The following is a 19,786-nucleotide window of genomic DNA, read 5'->3' on the forward strand; positions in this document are numbered from 1 at the left end:
GAAGTAGCCGCAGATTGAACTGCGATAGTTCAATCTATTCAGTTAATTTCAGCAACTCAATAGAAGCATCTATTTCCTCTTTTCTGATGGAAACACTTTCTATATTTCTTCCAATCGGAATATTTTTGGCATCAGCGAAGTTTTTCAAATCCAGCCAAATATTTTTCGACAATTCAATAGATTTAGAAAGGATATCATCTGAATTTCTCAGATCATTTTCAAGCCACTTGGGAATGCTTATTCCGAGCCAATGCATGAATTGTAGCGTTTTTAAAGAGCCGCACGGAGTCAGGGTAAAAATTATCGGAGCCAGTTCAATCTTATGCTCTTTGCCATAGTAATAATAATCGGAAAGAAAGTTTTTCGATGCATCTAAATTGTATACCCCTTGGGAAACGAAGAATTTGCATCCGGATGCGATCTTATCGAAGACTCTTAAGTGTTCGGGAGAGTTATTTGTGTGACGTTCAGGAATTACTACACCGCCAAGTTGGAGATTATTATTTATTTTAGTTTTTAAATCGTAAGCATCTCGAATGGTCAGATTTACCTTTTGTTGTCTAGAAGCTGCGCCAACAAAAACAGAGAGGTATTGCTCCGAAGGGGCATTTTCAATAAATTTAGTAAGTTCACGAACATTGTATTTACCAACGGCTCTATAAATCACTTTGGGGCCTTTCGCCTAACGAACTGCCATCTGAACCGATACAAATCCGTCATACTATAACTTTTTAGTATACAATCCTAGATTCATAATCGACATAATTTTTCCTTTTCCCCCTTCGGAATCACATCCAACCTCTAAATTTTCGTTGACATGCAGGCAAATACCTGCATGTTGATTTTGTATGTCGAAAGAAATCGAAGGAGCAGACAGAGTATTCAAGGCGCTTGCGGATACGAGTCGCAGGAAAGTGCTCGATCTTCTCTATGCTGAGAATGGCCAAACTCTCACTGCTCTCTGTGAACAACTCGATATGCAAAGGCAATCGGCGACACAACACATAGAAATCCTCATAAGTGCCAATCTGGTATCGGTTGTTTGGAAAGGGAGAGAGAAACTCCACTTTATCAATCCAGTACCGATTCATGAAGTCTATGAACGTTGGGTTCGAAAATTTGAAAAAAATCGCTTAGGGTTTTTATACGACCTGAAAGTGCAACTTGAAGGAGAAAATGATGGAAAAAAATAGTTTCGTCTACGTCACGTATATACTCAGTACGCCAGAGAAAGTCTGGAGTGCGTTAGTTGATCCGGAGATCACCAAACTCTATTGGTTAGATCCATTAGCGAAGAACCCAGCCCACGTCAACGTTTCAGATTGGAAACCAGGTTCTGTTTGGAAACATGAAAAGGTAGATGAGACAAGAACGGTGGATATCACCGGTAAGGTTCTTGAAAGTTCACCTCCCCATCGTTTGGTGCTTACCTGGGCTCGTCCTAATGAGATGGAAGAAGAATCAAAACATGCTCGTGTCACATTTACGATTGAACCTTATGCGAATGGACTCGTTCGTTTGGTGGTGACACACGAAGATCTAGATCCCCAAATGTTTGCGGGAATCTCTTCAGGTTGGCCAAGTGTTCTCTCTAATCTCAAAACATACCTGGAATCGGGTTTTCCTCTTGCCCACCACCTACCGGTCACTTAAATGCAATCTCATCTTAAGGAGAGCATGTTTCTAAAACTTATTTATGGAGAGTTAATATGAATCTATCTTATTCTGGCGGATGCGCTTGCGGTGCCATTCGTTACAACATTTCTGATGAACCAATCTTTATGAATGATTGCCAATGCAAAGACTGCCAACGAATGAGTGGAACAGGACATGGATCTTATCTAACCTTTCCCTCTCGCGCTGCGGTAATACTCGAAGGAGAGGCAACACATTTTGATATGATTGGGGACAGTGGCAATACAAAGACAAGTAGTTTTTGCCCCAAATGTGGATCTCCCGTCTATATGACGTTCGCTGCCATGCCAACCCTGTTCACAGTGCACGCAGCAAGTCTTGATGATCCCAGTCGTTACAAACCACAAGTGGCAACATACACTCTGCGTGGATTCCCTTGGGACCATCTGGATCCTGCCCTTCCGAAATTTGAGAAGATGCCGAAAACTTAACACCCTTGGTAGCAGGAGTTAGGTTCATTTTAACGATACCTCGCTTCCTCCTACCAAGGAACAGGAACATTATCCCAAGTCGTAAAGGTACCGGTTGCTCCCTCTGGTCCAAGTGCGGCTACCCTCACCACTTCCCGTGCTCCATCCTCAAGACTTTCAAACCCTTCAAAATTGGTTAGGGCCGATTTGGTAAATCCAGGAGATACCAAATTCACCTTAATTGTTGTATCTTTCAATTCCAACATCATCGAAAGAGTGATTCCATTGAGTGCTGTTTTTGATGCCGCATAAACAGGATTGTAAAAGGAACTATAACCTGAGTTAGGGTCAGAATTTAAACTGAGGGAACCTAATGTACTAGATACATTGACGATACGAGCATCTTTGGATTCCCGAAGCAGAGGCAACATCGCCTGGTATACGGCAAGGACTCCAAACACATTGGTATCCCAAACAACTCGCATTTCATCAATCGAAGTTAAACTTGCCCGAGTCGATGCCATGTACTCGTGCATGGATAAACCCAGTTTTTGCATCCTGGTATTGGAAATTCCTGCATTGTTTACCAAAACATCAAGGCGACCAAATTGTTTCTGAATGCTCGCACTCGCATCGGCGATCGACTGCCGGTCTGTGACATCCAATTGAATGGCGACAGTTCCATTCCCGATTTCTTTTGCCGCCGTTTCCCCTCTTTTTTTGTCGCGTGAACCGAGAAGGACTTTCATTCCCTTACCTGCCAATTCTTTAGCGACTTGAAACCCTATCCCTTGGTTTGCCCCAGTCACGAGAGCAATGCGTGTATTCATTGATTCCATCTTTTTACTCCTACTCAAATCTTGCCTATAGCCCGAACTCAATTTGATCCACGTACATTTACGGAACTTTATAGTATCGGAACTAATAAGTCTCGTATTTGGACATTGGAAATATGGAATTCTTTGGTCAATAAAAAAATTGGTAAAAAGATAGTTCCCTGTGATTTCGAAATCATTTTGTATGTTATAATCAGATCCGAATGGAAAAGAAAAAAAGAGAAACAGTTCCGAAAAAAGCCACTCAAACACCGGTACTAGGGAGGAAACGAGATCCCTCTCTGGATGCCTCCATTCTCAAAGCAACTATTGAGATGCTTGCTGAAGAAGGGTTTGATGGAATGACGATGGACAAAATCGCCATCAAAGTTGGTACAGGAAAGGCAGCTTGTTACAGACGTTGGCCGTCCAAAGTCAAACTTGTCAAAGACGCTTTGATATGGATGAATCGTAACCAGTTAGAACTCGAAAAAATTCCCGATACAGGTTCTCTTAGAAATGATTTTTTAGCTATCCTCAAACCCCATTCGATGGAAGAAGCCAACGCAAAACTTCGAGTACTCGGAGGCTTAGGGACATTTTGGTTGGATGAAGAAATCGAAAAAAAAGGAATCACTGAAATTTTTGGACCTTGGACTGAAATGAACCGAACACTTATCCAAAGAGCCATGGATCGCGGAGAAATTTCTAAAAAAGCAAATGTAAATCTTGTTTGTAAAGTGCTAAACTCGATGGCAACTTACCGCGCGCTTATCGAACGAAAACCTCCCGACAAAACACTGTTTATCGCACTCATTGACCAAGTGGTGATGCCTGCCTTAAAAAACCCAGGTTAAATTCTCTTATGCGCCTCACTTCGGTTAGATGATTAAACTTTTTTCAATCACGACCGCGCTATTCGCTCCAATCTTTCGCTTCTGCGAAAGGATTTCCGCTTCTATCGCTGGCGCGTGGATTGGAGCGATTACGAAGCGTTCCTCAAGTTTGTATTTAAAAACATCGGAATGGATATAGGGAAGAAAGGTTCCTAGAGAATTTTTCTTATCATCTGTCAAGCTTCAAAATAACAACAGCGAATATACGCAATGCGCTTAAACTTCAGAATATGGGGAATAAACGTAATGCGTATAAACGCGGAGTTACAAAATAAATTTGCCTTTTGAGGGATGTTGTTAAGGGCGTGAACACGATTCAAACATGTGGCCTAACTTTTTTATCATTATAAAAGTTTGAATGTTCCGTTTGACTGTTTTTACCTCATAACCATGGGGTTTCTTGCATAAATAGTCAAAGGGTAAAAAGTTAAACGTCTTTATTTTAGTCTTTCTAAAACACCCTTTCGTTTCACAATATTTTTATAGTCCCATTGGATTTTCTTTGCTTGGCCGAGCCAACGTTTTAAGTCTTTTTTATTGATTTGGCTGACATCCGTATAACGAACTTCTGCTGCTTTAAAACTCCCCTCAGGTTCTAACCCTTTCTCTTCAAAAGTTTGCCCACTCCAAAAGAGAAGACGAATGCAACTCTTTAGTTTGCTATAGCCAACAATGGGATTTCCATCCAGAAACCAAACAGGATGTGCATGCCAAATTTTCTTCTCTGCTTTTGATAAATGCAAATCGATTTCCTCATAGAGAACATTACAAATTTCTCTTTCCGACGGAGATTGGGTCTTGTTGTATGTTTCGATTTCTTTACTCATTGGTATCCTTTTCCTATCTGATTTATTAAAGGTTAATGTTCTATAGATTCAAAAGAAAAATATAAGACCGAATTTCCAATATGAATCTAAAAACGCAAAATCATATAATTTCGGAATACACAAGCCAACACATCGCCACATATAAATCTATGCAGCGATTCTGAAATCTAAAACTATTTACAGATTTTCTTTAGCGTTGAAACTACTTTAACATCAACAGTAGGCCAAAGTTTACTTACCCCATCAGAACCTTTGTGTAAATCATTACATTCTGCATTTAATTTACCGAGTCCTGATTGCAAGCCAAGAGTTACTACATCCACAGTCCCTGTAACTTCTACTGCATCATCTTTCCAAACAAAGTTCACTGGTACCGATACTTTAGAATTTCCCAATCGCAAATTTAATTTTGCAGTCCCTGTTTCCCCAGCAGTGATCTCTGAAAAGGTTCCTGAGATTTTTTTATTTCCTTTCACAGAACCAAAAAAGAATTTTTTAATTTTTCCATCCCGATCTGGTACACCTGAGTTGACGGAAGAAGAATCAATTTGGAATTGTAAAGAGTTTACCGCACCAAACTTTGATTTGTCTTTTTGTTTGCCGACTACTTTGATCGAATCGAACTTTCCTTTAACACCTGTTTTCTCTGTAAATTTGAACGCTGTCCACTCTAAAGAGGTTTGCGATGGGTCGTATTCATATATGCAATTTTCTTGTGCAAAGAGTCCAGTGGAGAAACAGAGTGCGATTAGTACCAAAATAGAATTAAAAATTTTCATAGGAACCTCTAGTTGAAAATAGAAAATCCTGAACTAAGTTTTGTCAAGTGGAGTCTAAGGTTCGAATCACAATTCGCATGTTAAAATTCTTACATTTGTTGGTATTTCATTTCAAGAACCAACTCTTCAAACCCAAAGAAGAATCTCATTCCATACGGCTTTCTTCCCATGAAGATTTGGCAAAATCAGTTTTGGATTTTTTATCCGAATCATTGCACATCCATTCTGTTCCAAGTGAAATGATTGAGGGATTTCGGTCTCTTCGTAGTAGATATTACCAGCTAACAAAGGAAATTTTTTATGATTTTCTATTTGCTGCTTCCCACCAATACCAAATTCGTTTAAATATTGTTCAAAAAACATTACAAGACATAAGATATTATACCACGCAAGATGCACCCTTTGTCTTCCAGGCGAGAGGTGAAGGTGGAAGTTTACCAGAACTTTATGCCATCCTGAGTTACCAAACATCCTCCTATCTAGTCAAACCACTACATCGGTTTGATGCGGAAGAGGAATGGTATTCTGAAAAAGAATTATTAAAACTCATCGGAATCAAATCAAACAAAGATTACACTGATTGGATCATTGCCGAACCGACCTTCCCATTTTCAACAAACAAAGAAACATCAAAATCACATTCTTCCGTTACCAATGCTTTAAAACAAATTTTACATCTAATTCGAATGGAATCCAAAGACATTTGGATTGTGTTTATTTATGGAATCGGAATTGGGATTTTATCGTTAGTGGTTCCTGTTGCCACATCATCCCTTGTCAACATTGTGGCTTTTGGTGTGATGATCCAACCAGTCATCATATTAACATTGTTAGTTGTATTTTTCTTAGGGTTTGCTGGTGCCATGCAGACAATCCAAATCTACGTAGTGGAGATTTTGCAACGACGTGTTTTTGTGAGAATTGCCACTGAGTTTGCGGTGAAATTTCCCAAAATTCGCCAAGATGTCTTAGATAAACACCACAACCCCGAACTTGTGAATCGATTCTTTGATACAATGACCATCCAAAAATCCATCCATTCCTTGTTAGTTGATGGACTTTCGGTTGTATTGACCACTGTAATTGGTTTTATCCTGATTTCTTTTTATCACCCTATCTTTATTGTGTTTTCCTTTATCATTTTACTCTTCGGTGGGTATTGGGTCATCTATCGATTGGGAAAACCCGCTGCAGAAAACTATATCAAAATTTCAAAAGAAAAATACAAAGTGGCTGCTTGGTTAGAAGAAATATCCAGACATTCTGCCCTCTTCCACTCTACCTTTGGATCCAATTTCGCCTTGGACAAAGCCGATTCTCTTATTCGAGACTACTTATATGCCAGAAAAAAATACTTTTTCAATTACATCCGGCAAATCATTGGCCTTGTAGGAATCCAGGCTTTAGCTAGTGCCATCGTACTTGGATTAGGTGGATATTTAGTCATCCATAGACAACTTACGATTGGACAACTCGTGGCAGCAGAACTTGTCATTGCCAAAGTACTCAGCGATATCTCCAAATTTGGAAAACAGCTGGATAGTTTTTATAGTTTGATTGCAGCCGTTGACAAAATCAATTCAGTATTCAACCTACCTACCATCCCAGTAAAAACAGTTGAATTTGAAATTCCCGAAGGCCCAATCCAGGCGCAATTATCAGGAATTGGTTATTCGTTAACCAATGGCCACAAAATCTTCAGCCAATTCCAACTGAAAATTCCAGCAGGAAAATCCATTGGAGTCTCTTCCAATACCGCTTACGATGCACAGATTCTTTTAGATTTGTTATGTGGTCTCAGAGAACCTTCATCCGGTATTGTGGAATACAATCACCAGAACATCCATGAAGTTTCCAAAGAACAAATCCACTCTGTTACTTTTTTAGTTCGAGGAAATGAAATCTTTGAAGGAACCATCTTAGAAAACATCCGGGTAGGACGAGAAGAAATACCACTCATTGAGATCAGAGAACTTTTATTAGATCTTGGAATCTGGGAAACAATCCAATCTTTACCAAATGGAATCCATACTCCACTTTTAACATTTGGTCATCCTTTTGATACGACCCAAACCACCATTCTTTCTTTAGCCCGGGCCATCGTTGGGAAACCAAAACTCTTGTTAATCGATGGAATTTTAGACCAACTACCACCACAAATTCTTTCGGCATCTCTCAAAGTATTGTTACAAAAAAATAGGGAGTGGACTCTACTTGTTGTTTCCAAATCACCAAGTATTCTTTCCCAAATGGACCAAGTTTTACGTTTAGAAAACGATACCCATTCCCTAAAGGTAAACTCGTAAAGTTATTATATGAAAACCGATATGTCACAGAAATGGAAACTTTATAAAAATCTACCTTCGTATCGATTGGTACAAACGGCTTTGCCTGCACAAAGTCTTGCATACATTCTCACCATTATATTTTTCTTAAGTGTTCTTATCCTTTTATATGTTCCCTGGCAACAAACAACCATGGGATTTGGAAGGGTGGTCGCCTATGCTCCCTTGGATCGCCAACAACTCATTGAATCTCCCATTGCTGGCCGTGTTGTCAAATGGCATGTACATGAAGGAACTCGAGTCAAAAAAGGAGATCCGATCATTGATATCTCGGACAACGACCCCAACTTTATCAATCGGATTCGAGAAGAAAAAAATGCCCTCTTACAACGATTAGAGGCTGCGAGATCGAGAGAGGATAATATTCGTTCACGAATCATTAGTTTACGATCCTCAAGGGGAAGTGCTGTGAATGCAGCAGACTCTAGAAGGATGATGGCAAAGGATCGAGTGCGAGCCAGCGAACAAGCAGTAGATGCTGCAAAAGCCGCTTTAAGAACAGCCAATCTGAATTTAGATCGCCAAAAACAATTATGGGAAAAAGGTCTTACTTCCAAACGAACCTTAGAACTTGCGGAACTGGAACATACAAACTCAGAAACAGGACTTGATCGTGCAAAGTCTGCTTATGATGCCGCAGTGAAAGAGGAACGAGCGTTGTACAGTGATTCAGGCAAAGTGTCACAAGATGCTGATGCTTCCATCAATGATGCCAAAGCTTCTCTAGCATCGGCCCAATCGGAAGTGGCTCGTGTATTAGAAGACTTACCAAAACTAGAAGCAAGATTATCCAGACAAGAAACCCAAGAAGTATTTGCGCCGAGAGATGGAACCATTATGAGAATATTGGTCAATCCCGACACACAACAAGTGAAAGAAGGAGATGGAGTTGCCATTCTTGTTCCAGATTCCGAAGACAAGGCCATCGAACTTTTTATTTCCGGCAACGATATACCGCTCGTTGGGGAAGGTAGAAAGGTACGTTTACAATTCCAAGGTTATCCTGTATTACAAATCAGTGGATGGCCTGAGACTGCCGTCGGAACATTCGGAGGCATTGTCAAACTAGTGGATATCACAGACAGTGGATCTGGAAATTTTAGAGTCCTTGTCATTCCTGATAGAGAAGATAGGCAATGGCCGTCGAGTCGTTACTTAAGGCAAGGTGTCCGAGCCAAAGGTTGGATCTTTCTCAACCGTGTGAGTGTTGGTTACGAACTTTGGAGAAGGTTCAATGACTTTCCACCAAACCTTCCCATGGATGATCCAGAAATCAAATCTCTGTTAGATGAAACTGGAAGTGGAGACAAAGTCAAATGATCCCAAAGTTAAAACAATCTCTATTCGCCTTCCTTTGTCCTTTTGGAATGTTCTTTTCCTTCGTCCTCGAAGCAGATCCTACACGTGATCCTTTTGAATCTCTACATGGCCCTAATATCTATTCACAAGATTATATCAACCAACAACCAGGAGTTCTCACCTTAGAAGAACTTCTTCGGTCTGTAGAAAAATCGTATCCCCTTGTCCTTGCGGCAGAAAAACTTTTATCAGAAGCCGAATACAATTACTTAGCGGCCGAAGGTGCTTTTGATCTACAATTCAAATCCATGGGAACCACAAAACCAATGGGTTATTATACAAACAATGCAACCGATGCCGTTTTTGAAAAACCAACACCACTGGGGGGAACCTCCTTTTTTGCAGGTTACCGAATCGGGCGGGGAAAGTTTCCGGTCTATGATGGCAAAAGAGAAACCAATGACTACGGAGAGGTAAGAGCAGGTGCCATCTTTCCCCTGATGCGCAACCGAGAGATTGATAAAAACAGAGCCGATATCAAAAAAGCAGATCTTGACCGAAGGCTTGCAGAACTCTCCATTCAAAAATTAAAAATTGAAGTCATCAAAGAAGCAACGAAACGTTATTGGAAATGGGTATCGAGTGGCCAAGAGTATCTAGTTAACAAAGACTTGTTAGCCATAGCGAAAAGTAGACAAGACCAAATCACACAAAGAATCAAGTTAGGTGACATTCCCAAAATGGAAGGAACAGAAAACGATCGTGCTATTTTACAAAGAGAGTCTCAATTTGTTTCTGCGGAACGAGAAATGCAAAAAGCCGCCATCGACTTATCTTTATTTCTGCGTGCCACTGATGGAAATTTAATCCTTCCTACTACAGACAGGCTTCCCATAGGATTTCCCAAACCCATTGAGTATAAAAAACTCGAACTGGAAAAAAGTATCAAACTCGCTTGGAAGTATAGACCAGAATTACAAGACTTTGAATTCAAACGAGACAAAGTTCGTGTCGACCAAGACATGGGTTACAATGCTCTGAAACCACAAGTGGATTTGGTAGTTGCCGGATCTCAAGACTTTGGACCAGGTTCTATCACAAGAGCCAAACCAGAACTAGAAGCATCTCTTGTTCTCAACCTACCTATCCAAACTAAACGCCCAAGAGGGATAATCGGTGCTGCCGAAGCAAAGATAGCTCAACTCGATCAGGAATTACAATTCTCAAAAGATAAAATCAAAACCGAAGTACAAGATTCCATTTCTGAGGTGATTGCTTCGGCAAAACGTGTTACTGTTACGCAAAATGAAGTCGAATTAGCGCGAAAGTTAGAAGAGATGGAACGAGAACGATTTACCCTTGGTGACTCAACACTACTATTTGTGAATATTAGAGAACAGACAAGTGCAGAAGCAGCAGTCCGTGAAATTAAGGCTTTGTACGATCATCATGTAGCCATTGCCCATTTCCAAGCAGCAACGGCTTCTATTTTGCAAATTTCTTCCCTTCCTTAGTCCGTTTTATTATTCAGAAAAAAAAACGACTTTCACTACTCAATGAATCTCTAAACTTTTCCATAAAGAAGGTTTCTATGCACGGGGAAGAGTCACTACTACAAGACATTGGTCTCAGTATTATTTTCGCAACAGTCTTAAGTCACATTGCCAGAGTCCTCAAACAGCCGTTAATTTTAGGTTATATTATCGGTGGAGCTATGCTTGGTAAGGAAATGGGGTTCGGCTTTGTTACCAACGAAGCAAGTATTGAACTTATTTCGGAGATTGGACTCATCCTTTTGTTATTCATCATTGGTCTGGAAATCAATTTAGCGGAACTTGCTAAAATGGGTAAGGCCATGTTTACCTTGGGTATCCTCCAATTCACACTTTCTGTTGCCTTTGTTTATTCCGTGTTTCCTTTTTTTGGACTCTCTATTGGTTCGGAAAAATTTGACCTTCTCTACATTGCAGTGGCTCTCTCTTTAAGTTCCACGCTGATCGTTGTCAAACTCTTACAAGACAAAGTGGAAATCAACACTCTCTCGGGAAAGTTAACCGTTGGAGTTTTGGTATTTCAGGACATCTGGGCTATTTTGTTTATGGGAGTACAGCCCAACCTAAACAATCCAGAGATTTTAAAGATTCTGACTTCTGTTGGAATCATTGTTTTACTAATCGCATTTAGTTTTAGTGTCAGCCGTTATGTTCTCGCAAAGTTATACAAGGCCTGCGCCAGTAGCCCAGAATTAATTCTTTTAACATCAATTATGTGGTGTTTTCTTGTCTGCGGGATTGCAGGTGAAGCTGGACTTTCTAAAGAAATGGGTGCTCTCGTCGCCGGTATGAGTATTGCGGCCTTCCCTTATGGGGCCGACGTGATTTCCAAACTCATCGGAATTCGAGACTTCTTTGTTACGTTGTTCTTTGTCGCTCTGGGACTAAAAGTTCCCCTTCCTAGTTTAGAAGTGATAGGACTCTCTGCGGCAATCATCGCCCTTATGTTGTTTGTTAGGATGATTACCATTGCCCCTGTCATCATTAAACTCAACAAAGGGGTTCGCAATGGCTTTCTCACTGCCCTAAACCTAGCACAGATTTCAGAATTCTCTCTCGTTATTTTGGCGTTAGGTGCTGGATTTGAACACATCACTCCAAAACTTCAAGCAGTGATTCTTACTTCTACCATCATCGCTTCGGTTTTATCCACATACATCATCATGTTCAATCATGATATTGCTGCTACCTTTGAAAGACTTCTTGCGCGTGTCGGAATCTCTGACCAAACCGAAGAATCATCCAAAGATGATAAGGCCGGTCATGGGGGACATGGAGATGGAATGGTGCGAGATATCATTGTCCTTGGATACTTTCGCATTGCTCGTGCTTTTGTGGAATATTTAGAAGATTTATCGCCATCGCTCATCAAACGGATCATCATTGCGGACTACAATCCTGCCTTTAAAGAGGAACTCACAAACAAAGGTTTCCAGTGGGCTTATGCTGACCTTGCTCATCCGGATTCTTTATCTCATATTGGACTTCATGATGCCTCGATGGTCATTTGTACCATCTCTGATTCCTTTTTGAAAGGAACCAATAACAACCGTTTGCTTTCCACTCTTAGCAAACTAGCACCCAATGCAAAAATCATTTTAACAAGTGATGAACCGGGAGAAGCAAAAAAACTAGTGAGTGATGGAGCACAAAAGGTCATTGTTCCTGGTGTCATCACTGGTGAATTTTTGTATGATTATATCTCGCGAGGGATGAGAAATAACGAAAGGGTAGTTTAAATCGAAAAAGGGTTTGATCGCGATTTTAAATCAAACCTTTCCGTTTAAATTCTGCGATCACAACTTCTAAGTCAGCCGGCGAATCCACACCCAGGTTGGCTTTATCAGAAAGATAAACCCCAATCGTGGAGCCGTTCTGCAAGGCGCGGAGTTGTTCCAGTGACTCTGCCGTCTCCCAATCGGAAGCCGGCAAGTGGTTATAATTCATTAAAAATTCCCGTTCATAAGCATAGATTCCTAAATGTCTAAAATACTTAGCATCAGCTTTAAAAGAGGCAGGGATAGGCGAACGAGAAAAATAGTTTGCTCGTCCGTTTGTATCAAAGACCACCTTTACTTTGTTAGGGTCTTTTGGGTCTTCTGATGTGCTAAAGGGAACAGCTGCCGTAGCCATTTCCCAATTTCTATGTTTTGTTTTTAAATCCACAACTCCATCAATGAGGACGGCTTCCATGCCTGGCTCATCCCCTTGGATATTCACAATGATTCCGTAGTTCGGATACTTTTCTGCAACTTCAATGATCCTGTCAGTGCCAGTAGGATGATCGGGGCTTGTTAAAACAGACTCTCCACCAAAACCCAAAACCACATCATGGATTCTTTTGTCATCAGTGGCGACCACCAAACGGTGGAAAGATTTAGATAGGGAAGCGTGGTGGTAGGTCCACTGGATCATTGGTTTGGTTCCAATGAGGGCCAGTGGTTTTCCGGGAAGCCTTGTGCTCGCGAAGCGAGCAGGGATCACACCGAGAATTTGGTCGGACATAGTCCTAGTTTACCAAGAACTCGGTAAAGTAAACCTCTTTGATTTTTCCATTAGTTAAAATGTGATTTAAGTGGGCTTTGATTTCCTCACGTAAATCCAATTGGTTGGTAATGGATTTTAAATCGTCTTTTGTTTTCCTTGCAATGACTAAGTTGATGATGTTTTGCATTTGAGCCACACGTGCCGCAAGTTCCGCAGAAAGTGCCGGTTGACCGGATTCAAATCCAAGAGACATCTTCAACTTAACAAAATGTGATTCACCAACATCAGAAGTATTCACTCTAAATTCTTCTTGAAATGTGTAAACTTCCAAAGGAGGGGGAGCTTTCACAAGAGAGATATTCTTTTGTTGTTTGAACACACTTGTTGCCGTCTTTTGAGCAACAAACATCGATATAACGGTTACAATGATAATCCCGAAAATGGCAGCAGCAATGTACAATAACCATTTTACAATGGGGGACATCCCTGCGGAGGCGGAACTACCTTCGGCTAACCCACCTTCTTCTTCATCTACTTCACGGTCACCCATGTTAAAATTCTCCTTCTACATTTGTTTCAGTGTTCGGCAAACGAGTGTCAGGGAGTCCGTATTTACTTTCTCCTGGTGCCCGTTTGGTAGACTTCTCGGTTAGGATGATGATATCCACTCTACGGTTGAAAGCCTTAGCTTCCGGTGTACCTTCATTTTCTAATACAAGAGGTCTGTAGGATCCAAAACTTACAGCTTGGAACCAACTTGGCTCAATTTCTTCTGAATTGATCATAAAAACGGTAGCATTGACTGCCCTAGCTCCCGCCAAATCCCAGTTATTGATATATTCTCTTTCTTCTCTTCCAGGACGGTTCACAGGATTGACGGCATCATCATCACTATGTCCTTCCACACGAACAAAACGTTCGAGTCCTTTGATCAGACCCGCCGCTTTCCGTAATGTTTCTCGAATGGTTGGTGTTAGGATCGCTGAACCGGGATAAAAATAATCAGCACCAACGAGCGAGATCACAAGTCCTCTTTCATTTTCAGAAATGCGAACTTTTCCCGCTTCTACTTCTGGTTTAAAAACTTCATGGGCATCTTTTTTTGCTTTGGAAAGGTTACGTCCCACCACTTGGGAAGGAAGAGATTCAATCTGCATTCCCATTTCTTCCAAAGAACCCTTGGAAAGAGTTTGCCCCCCAGTAAAAAATCCTGTTGTGGATTTGAATGCAGATAAAATGATCTGCATCTCCTTTGCATCTGTTTTACCCGTTGTATACAAAAGGATAAAGAAACAAAGAAGAAGTGTTACCATGTCCCCGTAAGTTGCCATGAACTCGGGAACTTTTTGGATACACTCAGGACATTTTTCTTTCTTAGAAGCCATGGTTTAGATATTAATCTCCGTCGTCTTTAAGTGCAGTTCTTTCTGCAGGAGTTAAGAAACTCGCCAACTTCTCTTTAACAATCCGTGGGTTGTCCCCTGATTGAATGGACAATGTTCCTTCCACCATCACTTGTTTGATCACAAGTTCATCTTCCGATCGTCTAGTTAGTTTTCTTACAACCGGTGCTGCAAATAAGTTCTGCGCTAACGATCCGTATAGAGTTGTAATAAGGGCAGTCGCCATACCTTGTCCAATCGCACTGGCATCCCCACCACCTAAGTTCTTTAACATCCCTACAAGACCCACAAGGGTCCCAAGCATCCCGAACCCTGGCGCAAAACCAGCGTAAGCATCCCACCAAGAACGGCCGTAAGCATGCCTTGTGGCCGTGTTCCCAATTTCGGTTTCCATAATATTTCGAACAAGTTCTGGGTCTGTTCCATCCACAACGAGTTGGATTCCCTTCTTTAAAAATTCTTCAGGAAGTTCATTGATATCATCTTCTAAAGCGAGTAGACCTTCCCTTCTTGCCTTTTCGGAAAAACTAACTAGTGTAGTAATGAGACCAGGAAGGTCGGAGGGTGGATTTTGAAAGGCTTTCTTTGTCACTGCCCCCACTCCAATGGTGGAAGTCCAAGGGAAGGAAATGATCGTAGCGGCTGCCGCACCACCAAATGTAATCATGACCGAGGGAATATCGATTAGGTCGGTTAAGGCAAGACCCCCCGAAACCACCCCAAGTAACATCAAGGCCACTCCAAGGGCCAAACCAATGACTGTAGCTATATCCATTTCTTATGTTTCCTTGGCCTTCTCTATGACTCGGGGGAGACCATGGATCCTAGTTTTGTAGGACACCACTTTTTCCACAACTTCCGCGACGGGCTCTTGTACAATGAATTTCTTCTCATTCACAAGAGTAATGATCGTATCTGGATTTGCTTCAATGGTCTCAATCAAATCTGCATTGAGAACAAATTCCGCACCTTTGAGTCGATGTAAAATGACCAGGAGATCCCCCTTCAGAGATTTCTACTTATGTCTATCGACTACCTTTCGAATTTCGCTTACGAATTTTTCTTCCGTAAATCGATTGATGGAATTTTGGAAATCTCCGCGTTTGAAATGGATCTTTTCTGCCCTTTGGATGGCCTCATTTAAGGATTTTACGGTCTGTTCTTTGAAAAATACCCCCGTTCTGTCCTCATTGACCGACTCCAAAGCTCCGCCCTTGCCATAAGCAATGACCGGAGTGGCATAGGCCTGGGACTCCACCGGTGTGATCCCGAAGTCTTCCATACCAGGAAAGATAAAGCCACGGGCCTTTTTGTAAAGTTCCACGACTTCCGTGCGGGGTAGGCCTTTTTTCCATAGGATGTTTTTCGGTAAATTTTTAACAAGTTTCCCTTCTTCCTGACCTCCACCGACAAGGATGAGTGGTTTTCCATTCTCACGAAAAGCTTCGATCGCTAGGTCAATTTTTTTGTAAGGAGCAAAGGCCGAGACCATTAAATAATAATCGTCTTTGGAGTTATCATGGACTCGGAAATCCTGCGGCAAACAAGGGGGATAAACAATTTTATAATCACGTCTATAATACTTTTGGATACGCCTTCCCACAAAATGCGAGTTACATGTAAAATAATCCACGCGGTTGGCAGAGGCCGCATCCCAAGTACGAAGGTAGTTAGCAATGGATTGTAATAAAAAAAACTTAAAACCTTTCCGATTAGGAAAATAATCATAATACATATCCCAGACATAACGCATGGGGCTATGGATATAACTCAAATGAAAAGTGTCGGGATGAGGGATGACCCCTTTGGCCACACAATGTGAGGAACTAATCACCACATCATATCCTTTGAGATCCAAAGATTCAATGGCTGTGGGAAATACCGGCAAATAATAACGATAGTATTTTTCTTTAAAGGGAAGATTGTTCGTAAAAGCCGTTGTGATTTTACGACTTTCAATCCTTTCATTTAGTTTTCCTTTGGAATAAAAAAGAGTAAATAAATCCGCTTCCGGAAACGCTTTTAATAAACTATCGAGAACTAATTCTCCACCGCGCATACCGGTAAGCCAGTCATGTATAATTGCAACTTTCATTAGTTTTGTGGTCCAATCCTTCTTCCCGTAATTGGCGTTGTACGTCCGTAATACGATGCTGTAATCAAAAAAGGAATCGGCATGGTGTTCTCCAAATTCCTGGAACTTTCCATATATCGCCTTCCTTCTTTTCCTATAGATTCTGCGTCCTGAATTGTCGCAAGAAGTTCATCATACATTTCTGTATCACCTATTAATTTGGGAATTGTGCCTTCTGTATGATTTAATTTATCGGTGATCGAACGAAAATCCAAGGTGATTTGCCGAAGGTCCGATCGATTTTCTTCCATAGTTACCAAGGTTGCCTTAAAAAAATCATCAAAATACCGAGCCGAGGGTAAATAATCAGGACTTTTTTCCCCTTCACGAAATGTAGGTTTGAAAAAGGGACGTTTCCCATCAGAACTACCTGGATTGATATTGATGATCCTTCCCGAAAACAAAGTGATGGTTTGAAAATCCACTTCATAATTGTCCCAAAGAGTTAAGGGATCTTCTAAGGCAATATGAAGCTCTATCGCATGATCCATGTTATGGTCTAAAAAACGGCGATCCGGTACATCGAGAAGAGGTCTGGAATCAATATGGGCCACATATCCTTTTTGAATTCCTAAAATTCGGACCTCTGTGCCTTCTTTGATTCCATCAATTCTAGAATAAAAAAGGGATAACCTATAAGGATATTTTTTGGCAGGCCGATCCGGTTCAATGACGGTGGTGAAAAAAGCAAAGACCAAAATAGAAAAAAAAACGATTCCTGTTAGGGCTTCCTTCGATAACTTTTTTGATTTCACGGCAGACTTAAAATTCTTCCTTCGAAAGAAAGAGTTGGCAAGCAGATTTTAAATGACTGAATGGGATGAGATGAAAGCAGTCACCATCCTAAAATACGACGAATCCGAACCTCAGTTAGAACTTAGGGAAAAAGAAATTCCCACACCAAAGGAAAACGAAGTTAGGATCAAAATCCATCTTTCTCCCATCAATCCTTCCGACCTCATGTTCATTCGTGGACTCTATGGTTTCAAAAAAAAAGCACCGGTGTCAGCGGGATTTGAAGCCAGTGGGATTGTAGATACCGTAGGAAGTGCGATCAAAACGCTGAAAGTGGGAATGAATGTCTCCTGTGTGGCTCCGCAAAATGATGGATCCTGGGCCGAGTACATGATCACTACCGAAGACAACTGTTTGCCGTTAGTGGATGGAGTGACTCTTGACGAAGGATCTAGTTTTTTTGTAAACCCAATGACTGCTTGGGCAATGGTCTCTCGTTGCTCAAAAGAGGGTCATCCGGCGATGATCCAAACTGCCGCTGCCAGTGCTCTGGGTAAAATGGTAGTGCGACTTTGTAAAGAACGTGGAATCCCACTAATCAATGTTGTACGAAAAAAAGAACAAGAGGATAATCTTTTGGCTATTGGTGCAGAAAATATTCTCAACTCCTCTTCTCCCAACTACCAAAAAGATTTATATAAAATTTCTAAAAAATTAAACGCAACCTATGCGATTGACGCAGTTGCAGGAGAAACAGCACAGTCTCTTGTAGAATGTATGCCTTATGGTTCTAAAATTGTATGTTATGGTGCTTTATCAGAAAAACCATTTTCGGTCAATGCTGGTATCATGTTGTTTCAAAACAAAAAGATAGAAGGATTTTGGTTATCTTCTTGGATCTATGAAATTGGTTTAGAAGAATTTCAAAAACAGGCCAAAGATGCACAAAAGTTTTTAAAAACCGTTTTCCAAACAAAAATCAACAAACGTTTTAAGTTTGAGGAATATAAAGAAGGTTTAGAGTTTTATAAACAAAATATGACCGATGGGAAGGTAGTATTTGGTCCGTAGAATTTTATTTTTATTCACTTTTTTATCTTTTGCATCGTTTACTCATTGTTTGAGTGATACAAAAAAGAATTTAGAAAGTTTAAAAGCGTGTAAGTTTGATTTGGTGGATGTTCGTGTGGACCTAAAACCGAATCCAAACTTTCCCATCATTCCTTTGGTGGATTTGTACCCGCAAGTGTCGGTAGAAAATCCTAACGAAACTAAGGTGAGTATTTATAAATTTGATTTGGAAATCCAACTCATCACTGCAAATGGAAAAGAATACATTGGAAAACTCCAAAACGAAACTCCTTTAGAAGTGGAACCAAAGGCAACTTCCACAGTGGTTCTGAAACTCATTCCCGAACAAAAACAATCGATCCTTCCGAAACTTTTACTTTTGGCAAGACAACTCTCCGAAGCAGCAAAACGCGGAGAAGAGGCGGAGTTCGAAATTTACGGTACGGTGGAAGTGGATAGTGCGTTTGGAAAACTTCCTATTCCCGTTCGGGAAGTCTCTCGGATCAAACTAAAAAAATGAAGTTGTTGTTTCGAAGGATAGGAATTGCACTCCTCTTCGCCGGATTATCTTTCCATTGCATCCAAAATCGAGATGACTTGTTTTATTCTGCACAAGAAGGAAACCAAAAGACATTTGAAACCTATGCTCTGAAAAATTCAGCTTGTGGCACAAACAAACTTCCAGGAGCACTACTACTCGGAAGAGTCAAAATTGATGATCTGAAACTTTGTTTTCGAGCCATTGAACTCATTGATTGTGTTACCTGGAACACAGAAGGGTATGTTCCTGGTTCCTGTAAGGCAATTGGCACAAGTTTCAAATAGTTATGTGGCGTTACTTATTTGATTTATCCACTACAGAAATTTTTTTATTCGCATCACTAATGTTTGCTGGTGTTTTCCTACTTCTATTTGGAAAACTTAGAAAAAAAGAAACACCTGCTAATGTAAAATCAAAACAAGGATCTGGTTCAGATGACCCATCCAATCCGTCCGCTGGGAAATCCAAAAAAGATTCTAAGTCGGCAAAAGACACAAATCTTAAGGTGATGGAAGTTTTTGATTATAATGGAACCAAAATCCTACACCAAGACGGAGCCTATACTGTCAACGACCAAGGAGTGGTTACCAATTATATGAATTGGAATCTCCTTCCTTCCAAATACCAAAAGATGGTAAAGGAACTGGACAACAGATCCTTAGGGGAAAAAGGAGAGGATTACTTTTTAGAAATGATCAATGGGTTTTACTATGTGTCATTGCCGGGAGGAAAGAAAAAAAGATACGATTCCATCCAAAGTATCCCAGCTGACATTCGTAAACGATTGGGAGTATAA

The 19,786-nt window shown here is 40.8% G+C and carries 23 protein-coding genes; 12 read left to right on the forward strand and 11 right to left on the reverse strand.

Features of this window, described 5'->3' with window-relative positions:
* Positions 1-34: 34 nt before the first annotated feature.
* The gene (locus LEP1GSC195_RS13230; protein ID WP_015680589.1) at positions 35-667 is read right to left on the reverse strand and encodes a methylenetetrahydrofolate reductase; all 633 of its coding nucleotides are present in this window, start codon (positions 665-667) and stop codon (positions 35-37) included.
* Positions 668-848: 181 nt separating this feature from the next.
* Between LEP1GSC195_RS13230 and LEP1GSC195_RS13235 the strand changes: the two genes are divergently transcribed.
* The 3 genes from LEP1GSC195_RS13235 to LEP1GSC195_RS13245 are packed head-to-tail and all read left to right on the forward strand — an operon-like array spanning position 849 to position 2,126.
* On the forward strand, positions 849-1,193 hold the full coding sequence (locus LEP1GSC195_RS13235; protein ID WP_015680915.1) for an ArsR/SmtB family transcription factor: 345 nt from the start codon (positions 849-851) through the stop codon (positions 1,191-1,193).
* Entirely contained in the window at positions 1,180-1,653 is a 474-nt protein-coding gene (locus tag LEP1GSC195_RS13240; protein WP_015681396.1) for an SRPBCC family protein, read from the forward strand. Before LEP1GSC195_RS13235 ends, LEP1GSC195_RS13240 begins: the two co-directional genes overlap by 14 nt.
* A 56-nt stretch (positions 1,654-1,709) precedes the next feature.
* Positions 1,710-2,126: a GFA family protein gene (locus tag LEP1GSC195_RS13245; protein WP_015682082.1), complete on the forward strand. Its 417-nt coding sequence runs from the start codon at positions 1,710-1,712 to the stop codon at positions 2,124-2,126.
* Positions 2,127-2,176: 50 nt separating this feature from the next.
* Here LEP1GSC195_RS13245 and LEP1GSC195_RS13250 read toward each other — a convergent pair whose 3' ends face one another.
* Positions 2,177-2,935, reverse strand: coding sequence for an SDR family NAD(P)-dependent oxidoreductase (locus tag LEP1GSC195_RS13250; RefSeq protein WP_232227791.1), 759 nt, complete (start codon positions 2,933-2,935; stop codon positions 2,177-2,179).
* 209 nt (positions 2,936-3,144) lie between these two features.
* Here LEP1GSC195_RS13250 and LEP1GSC195_RS13255 point away from each other — a divergent pair, with 209 nt between their 5' ends.
* Positions 3,145-3,777, forward strand: a complete 633-nt coding sequence (locus LEP1GSC195_RS13255) for a TetR/AcrR family transcriptional regulator (RefSeq protein WP_015682564.1) — start codon at positions 3,145-3,147, stop codon at positions 3,775-3,777.
* 476 nt (positions 3,778-4,253) lie between these two features.
* On the opposite strand, the gene LEP1GSC195_RS13265 is transcribed toward LEP1GSC195_RS13255, so the two are convergent.
* Together LEP1GSC195_RS13265 and LEP1GSC195_RS13270 are read right to left on the reverse strand one after the other, a co-directional pair.
* Entirely contained in the window at positions 4,254-4,643 is a 390-nt protein-coding gene (locus LEP1GSC195_RS13265; protein WP_015680825.1) for a DUF1801 domain-containing protein, read from the reverse strand.
* A gap of 173 nt (positions 4,644-4,816) precedes the next feature.
* Positions 4,817-5,422, reverse strand: a complete 606-nt coding sequence (locus LEP1GSC195_RS13270) for a YceI family protein (RefSeq protein WP_015681171.1) — start codon at positions 5,420-5,422, stop codon at positions 4,817-4,819.
* 77 nt (positions 5,423-5,499) lie between these two features.
* On the opposite strand from LEP1GSC195_RS13270, the gene LEP1GSC195_RS13275 reads away from it, so the two are divergent.
* The 4 genes from LEP1GSC195_RS13275 (at position 5,500) to LEP1GSC195_RS13290 (ending at position 12,358) form a co-directional block, all read left to right on the forward strand.
* Positions 5,500-7,728 (forward strand): ABC transporter transmembrane domain-containing protein, encoded by a 2,229-nt coding sequence (locus tag LEP1GSC195_RS13275; protein WP_015681819.1) that lies wholly within the window; start codon positions 5,500-5,502, stop codon positions 7,726-7,728.
* Positions 7,729-7,749: 21 nt separating this feature from the next.
* A complete protein-coding gene (locus tag LEP1GSC195_RS13280) occupies positions 7,750-9,087 on the forward strand; it encodes an HlyD family secretion protein (RefSeq protein ID WP_015681531.1) in 1,338 nt (445 codons plus the stop codon).
* The gene (locus LEP1GSC195_RS13285) at positions 9,084-10,580 is read left to right on the forward strand and encodes a TolC family protein (RefSeq protein ID WP_015680776.1); all 1,497 of its coding nucleotides are present in this window, start codon (positions 9,084-9,086) and stop codon (positions 10,578-10,580) included. The genes LEP1GSC195_RS13280 and LEP1GSC195_RS13285 overlap by 4 nt, the downstream gene beginning before the upstream one ends.
* A 77-nt stretch (positions 10,581-10,657) precedes the next feature.
* Positions 10,658-12,358, forward strand: coding sequence for a cation:proton antiporter (locus tag LEP1GSC195_RS13290; protein WP_015682787.1), 1,701 nt, complete (start codon positions 10,658-10,660; stop codon positions 12,356-12,358).
* 25 nt (positions 12,359-12,383) lie between these two features.
* On the opposite strand, the gene kdsB is transcribed toward LEP1GSC195_RS13290, so the two are convergent.
* The 7 genes from kdsB to LEP1GSC195_RS13325 are packed head-to-tail and all read right to left on the reverse strand — an operon-like array spanning position 12,384 to position 17,398.
* The gene (gene kdsB, locus LEP1GSC195_RS13295; protein ID WP_015682124.1) at positions 12,384-13,124 is read right to left on the reverse strand and encodes a 3-deoxy-manno-octulosonate cytidylyltransferase; all 741 of its coding nucleotides are present in this window, start codon (positions 13,122-13,124) and stop codon (positions 12,384-12,386) included.
* A gap of 4 nt (positions 13,125-13,128) precedes the next feature.
* A complete protein-coding gene (locus LEP1GSC195_RS13300; RefSeq protein ID WP_002972703.1) occupies positions 13,129-13,656 on the reverse strand; it encodes a flagellar basal body-associated FliL family protein in 528 nt (175 codons plus the stop codon).
* A 1-nt stretch (position 13,657) separates the two neighbouring features.
* Positions 13,658-14,491: a flagellar motor protein MotB gene (gene motB / locus LEP1GSC195_RS13305; RefSeq protein WP_002972845.1), complete on the reverse strand. Its 834-nt coding sequence runs from the start codon at positions 14,489-14,491 to the stop codon at positions 13,658-13,660.
* 10 nt (positions 14,492-14,501) lie between these two features.
* On the reverse strand, positions 14,502-15,284 hold the full coding sequence (locus LEP1GSC195_RS13310; RefSeq protein ID WP_015681831.1) for a motility protein A: 783 nt from the start codon (positions 15,282-15,284) through the stop codon (positions 14,502-14,504).
* Positions 15,285-15,287: 3 nt separating this feature from the next.
* Positions 15,288-15,503, reverse strand: coding sequence for a flagellar FlbD family protein (locus LEP1GSC195_RS13315; RefSeq protein WP_040506726.1), 216 nt, complete (start codon positions 15,501-15,503; stop codon positions 15,288-15,290).
* Positions 15,504-15,524: 21 nt separating this feature from the next.
* Positions 15,525-16,604, reverse strand: a complete 1,080-nt coding sequence (locus LEP1GSC195_RS13320) for a glycosyltransferase (RefSeq protein WP_040506728.1) — start codon at positions 16,602-16,604, stop codon at positions 15,525-15,527.
* Entirely contained in the window at positions 16,604-17,398 is a 795-nt protein-coding gene (locus tag LEP1GSC195_RS13325; RefSeq protein ID WP_015681416.1) for an MlaD family protein, read from the reverse strand. Before LEP1GSC195_RS13325 ends, LEP1GSC195_RS13320 begins: the two co-directional genes overlap by 1 nt.
* A 52-nt stretch (positions 17,399-17,450) precedes the next feature.
* On the opposite strand from LEP1GSC195_RS13325, the gene LEP1GSC195_RS13330 reads away from it, so the two are divergent.
* From LEP1GSC195_RS13330 to LEP1GSC195_RS13345, 4 genes are read left to right on the forward strand one after another with little or no spacing between them, the layout of a single operon-like run.
* The gene (locus LEP1GSC195_RS13330; protein WP_015680632.1) at positions 17,451-18,449 is read left to right on the forward strand and encodes a zinc-binding dehydrogenase; all 999 of its coding nucleotides are present in this window, start codon (positions 17,451-17,453) and stop codon (positions 18,447-18,449) included.
* Entirely contained in the window at positions 18,439-18,969 is a 531-nt protein-coding gene (locus tag LEP1GSC195_RS13335) for an NDR1/HIN1-like protein (protein ID WP_015682283.1), read from the forward strand. Before LEP1GSC195_RS13330 ends, LEP1GSC195_RS13335 begins: the two co-directional genes overlap by 11 nt.
* Entirely contained in the window at positions 18,966-19,274 is a 309-nt protein-coding gene (locus LEP1GSC195_RS13340) for an LIC13255 family lipoprotein (protein ID WP_015681928.1), read from the forward strand. The genes LEP1GSC195_RS13335 and LEP1GSC195_RS13340 overlap by 4 nt, the downstream gene beginning before the upstream one ends.
* Positions 19,275-19,276: 2 nt before the next feature.
* Complete coding sequence (locus tag LEP1GSC195_RS13345; protein ID WP_015681217.1) at positions 19,277-19,786, forward strand: hypothetical protein; 510 nt, start codon at positions 19,277-19,279, stop codon at positions 19,784-19,786.

The sequence above is a fragment of the Leptospira wolbachii serovar Codice str. CDC genome (genome assembly GCF_000332515.2).
Lineage (GTDB): Bacteria > Spirochaetota > Leptospiria > Leptospirales > Leptospiraceae > Leptospira_A > Leptospira_A wolbachii.